The organism is Burkholderia sp. IO2 (assembly GCF_029522185.1).
Taxonomy (GTDB): Bacteria; Pseudomonadota; Gammaproteobacteria; order Burkholderiales; family Burkholderiaceae; genus Burkholderia; species Burkholderia cenocepacia.
Genome location: NZ_JAKWFH010000023.1, coordinates 103,275 through 111,204, shown reverse-complemented (window position 1 = coordinate 111,204; position 7,930 = coordinate 103,275). Strand labels below are relative to the sequence as shown.

Sequence of the window (7,930 nt, the reverse complement as noted above, 5' to 3'; positions counted from 1 at the left end):
GAGGCTGCGCCCCGGCGGCGCGACGCGCAGCGCGGGCCGCCCGCCGGGCGCGAGGCGCGTGCCTTCGTCGGGCGTCAGCGCGCCCATGCCGCGCGGCCGCGCAAAGCGCGCCTGCGGCAGCAGCAGGTGCCGGTAGCCTGGGTGGCGCTCCTGCGCCTGGATCGCGCTGAACACGACGGCGGGCGGCAGCACCACGACGCCGCCGGACAACGCGAGCGTACCGGGCGCGGCGACGCGCGGCGTGCCGATACAGGTTTCATCGAGCGTCGACAGGGTCATGCGGCGGTCTCCTCGAGGTTCGGGCGCGCGAACGCGTCGCGATACTGCGCTTTCAGCGCCGGTCGGTCGATCTTGCCGTTCGGGTTGCGCGGCAACGCCGGCAGCGGCTCGACGACGAGCGGGTTCATGTAGGTGGGCAACGCATCGCGGCACGCGCGGGCGATGTCGGCGCGGCACGCGTCGGCGTCGAGCGTCGATACGACGCATGCGGCGATCGCTTCTCCGAGCCCGGGGTGCGGGACGCCGAATACCGCGGCCTCGCGGATGTGCGGCAGCGCGAACAGCACGTCCTCGACCTCGGTCGGACTCACGCGATAGCCGGAGGTCTTGATCATGTCGTCGCCGCGTGCGACGAAGTACAGGTAGCCGTCCGCGTCGCGTCGCACGATGTCGCCCGACCACACGGCGACGTCCGGGCGCGGAATCTCGCCGTGCCGGCGCGGCAGCGGGCGGAAACGCTGCGCGGTCAGCTCGGGCCGGTTCCAGTAGCCGAGCGTGACGAACGCGCCGCGATGCACGAGTTCGCCGGGTTCGTCGGCCGCGCATTCGCTGCCATCCGCGCGCAGCACGAGGATCTCCGCGTTCGGCACGGCCTTGCCGATCGACGTCGGGCGCAGCGCGGCATCCGCGGGCGGCAGGTAGGTCGAGCGGAATGCCTCGGTCAGCCCGTACATCAGGTACGGCGAAGCCTGCGTGAACAGCGCCTGCAGGCGGTGCAGCAGCGGCGTCGCGAGATGGCCGCCGGTGTTCGCGAAGCGGCGGACCCGCGTGCGTGCGGTGTCGCTCCAGCCGGCGGACGCGAGCTGCATCCACAGCGGCGGCACGCCGGTGATCGACGTGACGCCGAACGCGTCGCAATGGCGCGGCACCTCGGCCGGCTGCAGGAAGTCGAGCGGCGTGTAGCACGCGCCGGACGCCAGCGCGGTCGTGAGCTGGCTCAGGCCCGCATCGAAGCTGAGCGGCAGCACGCCGAGCACGACGTCGTCGGCGGCGAGCCGCTGGTACGCGGCGACACTGAATGCGCCCGACACCAGGTTGCGGTGCGATACGACGACGCCCTTCGGCTTGCCGGTGGAGCCGGACGTATAGAGCAGCGCGGCCGGATCGTCGTCGACCGGCCGGCCGGCGGGGGCCGCTGCCGACGCCGGCGTGTCGGTGGCCGGCGAATCGATCGCATCGGCCAGCTCCTCGATCAGCAGCGTGCGCGCGCCGACGAGCGCGGCGAGCGCCGGCAGGCGCTTGAGCCGTTGCGCGCCGGTCACGAACAGTGCGGCGCCGCTGTCGGCGACGATGTGTTCGATCTGCGCTTCCTTCAACTGCGGATTGACCGGTACGAAGATCGCGCCGAGTGCGTTGGCCGCGAGCATCGCGACCACGGTTTCGACGTGCTTCGGCGCGTAGATCGCGACGCGTTCGCCGGGCTGCACGCCGCGCGCCGCGAGCACGGCGGCGGCGCGCCGGACCGCGCGGGCGAGCTGGTCGTAAGTCAGGGTGCCGCCGCCATCGGCATACGCCGGATGATGCGGCCAGCGCTCGGCGCCGTGTTCGAGCAGGTCGGCGATGCTGATCAATGCGTTCATGATCGGCTCCTCGGGTTCAGGCCGGCCGCACGTACACGTGCGCGGCTTCGTGGGACAGGAAATGCGCCATCGAGTACGTGCGGTGATACGCGCCGCAGCGTTCGAACACCGCGATGTCGCCGACCTGCGGCGGCGCGCCCGCGTCGTCGCGGCCGATCACGTCCGCGCGGCTGCAGGTGCTGCCGACGTAGAGCGTCGGCACGCCGCGCGACGGCGGCGCGGGCACGCGGCGCACGAGCGACGGCGCGGCCAGGCGGCGCATCACCGATTCGGTCTGCGCGAGCAGGAACGCATGCGACAGCCCGCCGTCGCAGACGGCGATCGTGCGGTCCTGCCACGTCTTGACCGCGACGACGCGCGTCGCGAACACGCCCGCATCGGCGAAGATCGCGCGGCCCGATTCGTGCGCGAGCGAATACCGGCCGGCCAGCGGCGCGAGCGCGGCGGCATAGCGTTCGAACGCGGCATCGCCCGGGTGATCGTCGGCAAACCCGCCGCCGAGGCTCAACGAACCGAGCGGTGCGCCGTTGGCGGGCGCGAGATCGCGGGCCAGCGCCGCGAGCCGCTCGGGCAGCACGAGCGTGTCGGGCTGCGTCGGGTCCTGGCGGATGAACGAATGCGGGCCGGAGAACACGTGCAGCCCGGCCACCAGCAGGCCGGCGGCGGCGAGCGTGCGCACCGCGTCGTGCGCCTCGTTCGGCGTCATCCCGAAGTGGTCGTGCCACTGCGCGCGGGCGAGTTCGCCTGCCAGCGCGCCGGCATTCACGCGCAGCAGGACGGCGCCCGGCGTGCTGCCGCCGGCCGCCGCTTCGCGGGCGAGCGGCACGAAACGGGCGACCGCGTCGGGGTTGTCGAGCACGAAATGGCAGCGCGACGCGAGCCCGGCACGCATGAACATTTCGTCCATCGACGGATTGTTCAGGTAGCGCGCCGTCTTGATCCGGCCGATCACCGCGTCGAGTTCGCCGCGGCTCGCGAGTTCGACGCCGTCCTCGTACGCATGCGCGCAGCGCGCGAGCATGTCCTGGTTCGGGTTCGCCTTCAGCGACACGATCAGCCGCGTGCCGAGGCGCGCCTTCAGCGACCGGTAGCGGGCGATCGCGACCTCCGGCTCGTACACGTAGCACGGCGTGCGCAGATCGGCGATCCACGCGTGATCGCCGGCGGATGGAAGCGGGCGCTCAGGCGTCATGGCGGCCCACCGGATGGAGCGTGGCGGCCGCATACGCGCCGCAGTTCGACTGCATCACGCCGAGCACGCGCTGGCCGTGCGCGACCGCGTCGAGCCCGACGTCGGCCAGGTTGATCGGAAAATCCGAACAGCACGCGTGGCCGCGCGCATGGATGTTGTCCGCATACAGCCGCTCGGCCGGCACGCGCATCGCGCGGCACAGCGCGTTCCAGCCGGGCAGGTCGGCGTTGTGCGGCAGCACGAGGTCGTACGCGTCGAGCGCATGCGGCTCGAGCGCGACGGCCGCGTCGATCGCGCGGCGCGTGTACGGCCACTCCATCATGATCAGGTCGGCCTCGTTCGCGGCGACGGTGTCCGACCCGCGATGCCATTTCGCGTGCGTCTCGATCGCGATGCCGCCGAGCCGGTTCTTCGTGCTGTTGCGCACGATCAGCATCGCGGCCGCGCCGTCGCACTGCACGCCCGTCATCTGCCGCATCCGGTAGTCCTCGCCGTACACGCGATCGGACGACACGACGAGTGCCGCGTCGAGCTGCGGATGGCGGCGCATCAACGCGCGCACGGTTTCGATGCCGGCCGCGACCGACACGCAGTTCAGTTGCGCGACGGAGCCGAGCCACAGCGGCTCGATGCCGAATTGCGCGGCCACTTCGTGCGGCAGGCTGCGCGGCGCGGGCGGCACGCTGAATTGCTGCGTGTGCACGTGCACGATCGCACCGACGTCGACCGGCTGCACACGCGCGGTGTCGAGCAGCCGGCCGACCGCCGCGATCGCGAGATCGGTCTCGCTCGTGTCGAGCGCCATGTGGAAATAGCGGCTGCCCGACTGCGCGATCGCGGCCGCCCGCTGCGCCGGGTAGTCGCGTTCGGCGGCCCAGGCCTCGATATCGACCGGCAGGCCCGGCAGCTCGTAGGCCACCGCGTCGATGCCGATCCAGAAATCGCGTGACGTTTGGGAGGAGGTCGTCGTCATGGTTCAGTTGAGCGGCATCGCCGCGTAGTCGAGGACGTCGAGCTTTTCGAAGGTCGCCTGCACGGTCGGCGTGAGCAGCCCCATCTCGCGGATCGTCGGCACCAGGCGCCGGAAGATCGAGCGGCGGATCGAGCTCGACACCGGCGATTCGCGCACCATCGCGCTGCATTCGCGCCTGGACAGACCCATCGGTTCCCAGATGTCGTCCGCGCACAGGTGCTCGTACAGCACGGCCGCGCCTTCGCAGATGAACTCCTCGCGCTCGCGCAGCTCGTGCGCACTCATCTCCGCGTACACGCGGCACAGCGTGATCCGGCCGACCGCGAAGTGGCGTGCTTCGTCGCGCTGGATTCGCAGGAACAGGTCCTTGATGAACGGATCGGTGCTGTACGCGACGACGCTCTGGAAGATCGACAGCGCGATGCCCTCGACCAGCACCTGCATCCCGAGGTTCGTCATGTCGAGCGCGCTGCTCGTGATCGTGTCGTGCAGCAGCCCCTTCAGCGAGCGGCTCATCGGGTAGCTGACGTCGAGCTTCTCGTTGACGAGTTTCGCGTAGGCCTCGACGTGGCGCGCTTCGTCCATCATCTGGGCGGCTGCGCACAACCGCGCGCTCAGACCATTCTCGGCCGACGCGAGCTTCGACGCGCAGATCAGCGCGGCCTGCTCGCCATGCAGGATCTGCGACAACAGCCAGCCCTGCGCGTGATGGCGCACCTCGCGCTTGTCCGCGTCGGCCAGCTTGCCCCACAGCTCGGTGCCGTAGATCAAGAGCGTCGGATCGGGCATGCCGAGCGGGTTCGCCGGGTCGAGGTCGTGGCGCCAGTCGACGTCGGTCGCGACGTCCCACTGCGCGGCCTTCGCCTTCTCGTACAGCCGGTTCAGCGCCTCTTCGCGCAGTGCGTAGTCGTTCGACATCAGCGCGTCGACGGGCATCGACCAGCGGATATCGGCCGTGTCCTGCATCACGGTAAGCGTGTCATTCATGTCAGGGTCTCCCCGGCCGCGCGGCGGCGCCGGAATGATGGGCGGAATCGGTGAACGGGGCGGCGGCGCGCGACGCGCCCGGGTGCGGCTCGACGCGGATCGCGAACGACGGCCACGCGCCGCGCAGTTGCGCGTCGAACGCGTCGGCGAGCCGCGCGGGCCAGATCGCGCAGCACACGCGGTTGTCGCCGGCGAACTCCGCGTCGCGCAGGATGCGGTCGCCGATCCACACGACCGGCGCGCCGCGCGATGCGTCGCGCAATGCTTCGTCGTACAGGTGCACGCCGAGCAGCACGTGCGGCGCGAGCAGTTCGGCCGGCAGCGCGCCGAAATACGGTGCGCACACTTCGATGAACAGGCGTGCGTCCGGATGCACGGCGTCGCGAATCCGCGCGGTGATTTCCGCGAGGAACGCGAAATACTGCACGTGATCGAGCAGCACGCGGCGCTCGCCGCCGGCCACGTCGTACGTATTGCCCGCGTCGTACGCATCGCCGGCCGCTTCCGCGAGCGCGGCGCGTGCGTAATCGGCTGGCGTGTCGAGCGGCATCCGGTACGCGCTGGCCGCGACCGCCACAGGCTGCCGCGCGTCGCGCTCGATCCGGTACGTGAAGTGAACGGGTCGCACCATGTCACGCCTCGCCGTCGAGAGAAAACGTCACGTCCGGCGCGAACGCGACGTCCGCGATCGCGTAATAGCCGTTCAGCGCGAGCGAGCAGACGGCCGCGCGGCGCGGCGTATCGCCGTCGCGGTGCGCGAGCAGCACCGACAGCCACGGGTCGCTGCCGAACGCATGGCCGAATACGCCGTGGCCGTCCGGCAGCAGCGGCGTCTTGCCGACCGACGCGAGCAGCGCGCGGCGCGACGTGGCCGGAAAGAACGGCAGCGCCGCGTGCAGGCCGGGGCGCGCCGCGCAGAACGTGCGGATGTCGCGGCCGAGCCGCACGACCGCGCTGGCCGGCGGCGCGGCGTCCGCAATGACCGACTGCGCCGGTTCGCGGCCGACGTCGACGAGCAGCGTGCAGACGCCGAAGCCCGAGCGCCCCCAGGCGGGGTTGCCGTGCCAGTACGTGTAGCCGTGCACGTCGATGTCGACGATCTGCAGCAGCAGCGTGCGCGGCCCGGTTTCCGCCGCGGTCGCGAGCGTGCGGCGCAGCACGTAGCCCCAGCCCGCGCATTCGTACGAGCAGGTCATCCAGTCGGGCGTGTAGTCGTTCGCGCCGGCAAGGGCCTGCGCGAACACGCGATGCTGCGGCGAATCGTTCATCAGCAGCATCGACAGGATCGTCGAGCTGACCACGTAGTCGTCCGCGCCGATCGCACCGCACAGCCGCTCGCGTTCGGCGCACGCGAGCGTGCCGATCGCGCGGGCCGTGTCGTCGAGCGGCACGGCCGCGCCGTCGCGCGACGGCGCGACGCGCCGGTACGCGAGCGCCTGCACGGTCAGCGCGGTCGCCGGGGCCGGCTGGACGGCGGCGGCCGCCACGGGGGCAAGGGGCGCGAGCATGGTCGGATCAGGCCGCGTGCTGCTGGCTGCGCAGTTGCGCGTCGAGCTGCTGCAGCGTCGTGTACTGCGTGATGTTCAGCGCTTCCGGATCGATCGAGCCGTAAAGCTGTTCGCAGAACACGATCAGCTCGACGATGTTCAGCGAATCGATGCCGAGTTCGCCGATGCCGGCGTCGGTGTCGACGGTTTCGACATTGAGGATCTTCGCGACTTCGCGGGACAGGATGTCGAGCGCGTCGGCCGGAACGTTCTGGGTCGTCATGAGGGGAGCTCCTGAAGTTGAGTGGATTGGATCGGGATCGATCGGCCTGTCGCGTGGATCAACTGCCGGCTTCGCAGCGCAGGCTCTTGCGAAGCTCGTGATAACAACGGTACGAACTGCCTTCCATCTTCGAAAACGCCAGCAGGTCGCGCTGGTCGTCGAACAGCGGCACCTTGCCGTCGCGCACGAGCGCGGTCAGGAACTCGTTCGACAGCAGCTTGATCGCGAGCACACGCTGCACCTTGCCGAAGCTGTAGTGCGCGTCGTCGGTCTGGCTGCGCGCGGCGTCCGCGATGAAGCGGTGCACGGCGCGCGCATCGGCGTCGAGCTCGACGCGGCCGGTCCGTTCGAGCCAGCCGACGTGCGCCATCAGCGCGCGGACGAAGTACGGCCGCACGACGGTCAGGTATTTGTTGAACACGGTGGGGCCGCCGATCCGCAGGCGGTCCTCGGCGGCGACGCGCACCTGGCCGCCGACGTTCGCGAGCTGCAGGTTGCCCGCGAGGAACGGCGCGCCGCAGGTCGTGCGGGTCAGCTTCCGGTATTCGTCGGGCCATACGAGATAGGCGGCCGGGAACATCACGCCGGGCAGGCGCGCGGCGACGACGGCCATGCAGTCGCGGTGCGCCTCGATGCCCCACACCTTGTCGACGGTCAGCGCGAGGCCGTGGTCGTCGCTGCGCGCGACGGTGCGCCACGCGGCGAGCGTCGGGCCGCCGCCGTCGCTCATCAGGAACGCGAAGTTATGGCCGGCGTCGATGCACTCGCAGGCGCGGCGGTTCTGGTCGTCGGAGAAGAACAGCCCGAACATGATGCGGATGAACGCGCGCATGAACGGCTTGAACAGGTGATGAAACCCTTCTCGGCCGATCTGTTCGAGCAGCGCTTCGGTGAGCGGCGCCTCGTCGTGCCGCAGCGGGGTCGAGGCGGACGCATCGGGCAGCACGTCCGGCGTGGCGGTGCGCAGCGCGATCACCATCTCGCTGTCGAGCAGCCGCACGGTGGCGGCTTCGACGAGCCGGGCCGCCGCGTGCGGCGGCGTGCCGACCGCGTCGAGGTGGCGCAGCACCGGATACGCGGCCTGATCGGCCACGCGCAAGAGCAGCGACGGTGCGAGCGGGGCGGGGGCGGAAAGCGTGGACATGGCAG

8 protein-coding genes and 1 pseudogene are annotated in these 7,930 nt (G+C 70.9%); all 9 read right to left on the bottom strand.

Annotated elements, in window-relative coordinates; all coding sequences use genetic code 11:
- Positions 1 to 279: pseudogene (locus tag MMB92_RS17000) on the bottom strand (hypothetical protein); the annotation flags it as partial.
- A complete protein-coding gene (locus MMB92_RS16995; RefSeq protein WP_277562805.1) occupies positions 276 to 1,859 on the bottom strand; it encodes an acyl-CoA ligase (AMP-forming), exosortase A system-associated in 1,584 nt (527 codons plus the stop codon). The gene MMB92_RS16995 and the pseudogene MMB92_RS17000, both read right to left, overlap by 4 nt.
- A 16-nt stretch (positions 1,860 to 1,875) precedes the next feature.
- Positions 1,876 to 3,051 (bottom strand): PLP-dependent decarboxylase, encoded by a 1,176-nt coding sequence (locus MMB92_RS16990; RefSeq protein ID WP_062911498.1) that lies wholly within the window; start codon positions 3,049 to 3,051, stop codon positions 1,876 to 1,878.
- Entirely contained in the window at positions 3,041 to 4,024 is a 984-nt protein-coding gene (locus MMB92_RS16985) for a 3-oxoacyl-ACP synthase (RefSeq protein WP_277562804.1), read from the bottom strand. The genes MMB92_RS16990 and MMB92_RS16985 overlap by 11 nt, the downstream gene beginning before the upstream one ends.
- A gap of 3 nt (positions 4,025 to 4,027) precedes the next feature.
- Complete coding sequence (locus MMB92_RS16980; protein ID WP_277562803.1) at positions 4,028 to 5,011, bottom strand: ferritin-like domain-containing protein; 984 nt, start codon at positions 5,009 to 5,011, stop codon at positions 4,028 to 4,030.
- 1 nt (position 5,012) lies between these two features.
- Positions 5,013 to 5,642 (bottom strand): hypothetical protein, encoded by a 630-nt coding sequence (locus MMB92_RS16975; protein WP_006487268.1) that lies wholly within the window; start codon positions 5,640 to 5,642, stop codon positions 5,013 to 5,015.
- A gap of 1 nt (position 5,643) precedes the next feature.
- Positions 5,644 to 6,519: a hypothetical protein gene (locus MMB92_RS16970; RefSeq protein ID WP_034203963.1), complete on the bottom strand. Its 876-nt coding sequence runs from the start codon at positions 6,517 to 6,519 to the stop codon at positions 5,644 to 5,646.
- A gap of 7 nt (positions 6,520 to 6,526) precedes the next feature.
- Positions 6,527 to 6,781 (bottom strand): acyl carrier protein, encoded by a 255-nt coding sequence (locus tag MMB92_RS16965; protein WP_006481176.1) that lies wholly within the window; start codon positions 6,779 to 6,781, stop codon positions 6,527 to 6,529.
- A gap of 58 nt (positions 6,782 to 6,839) precedes the next feature.
- Positions 6,840 to 7,925 carry a hypothetical protein gene (locus MMB92_RS16960; RefSeq protein WP_034203964.1) on the bottom strand — a complete coding sequence of 362 codons (1,086 nt, stop codon included), beginning with the start codon at positions 7,923 to 7,925 and terminating at the stop codon, positions 6,840 to 6,842.
- Positions 7,926 to 7,930 lie beyond the last annotated feature (5 nt).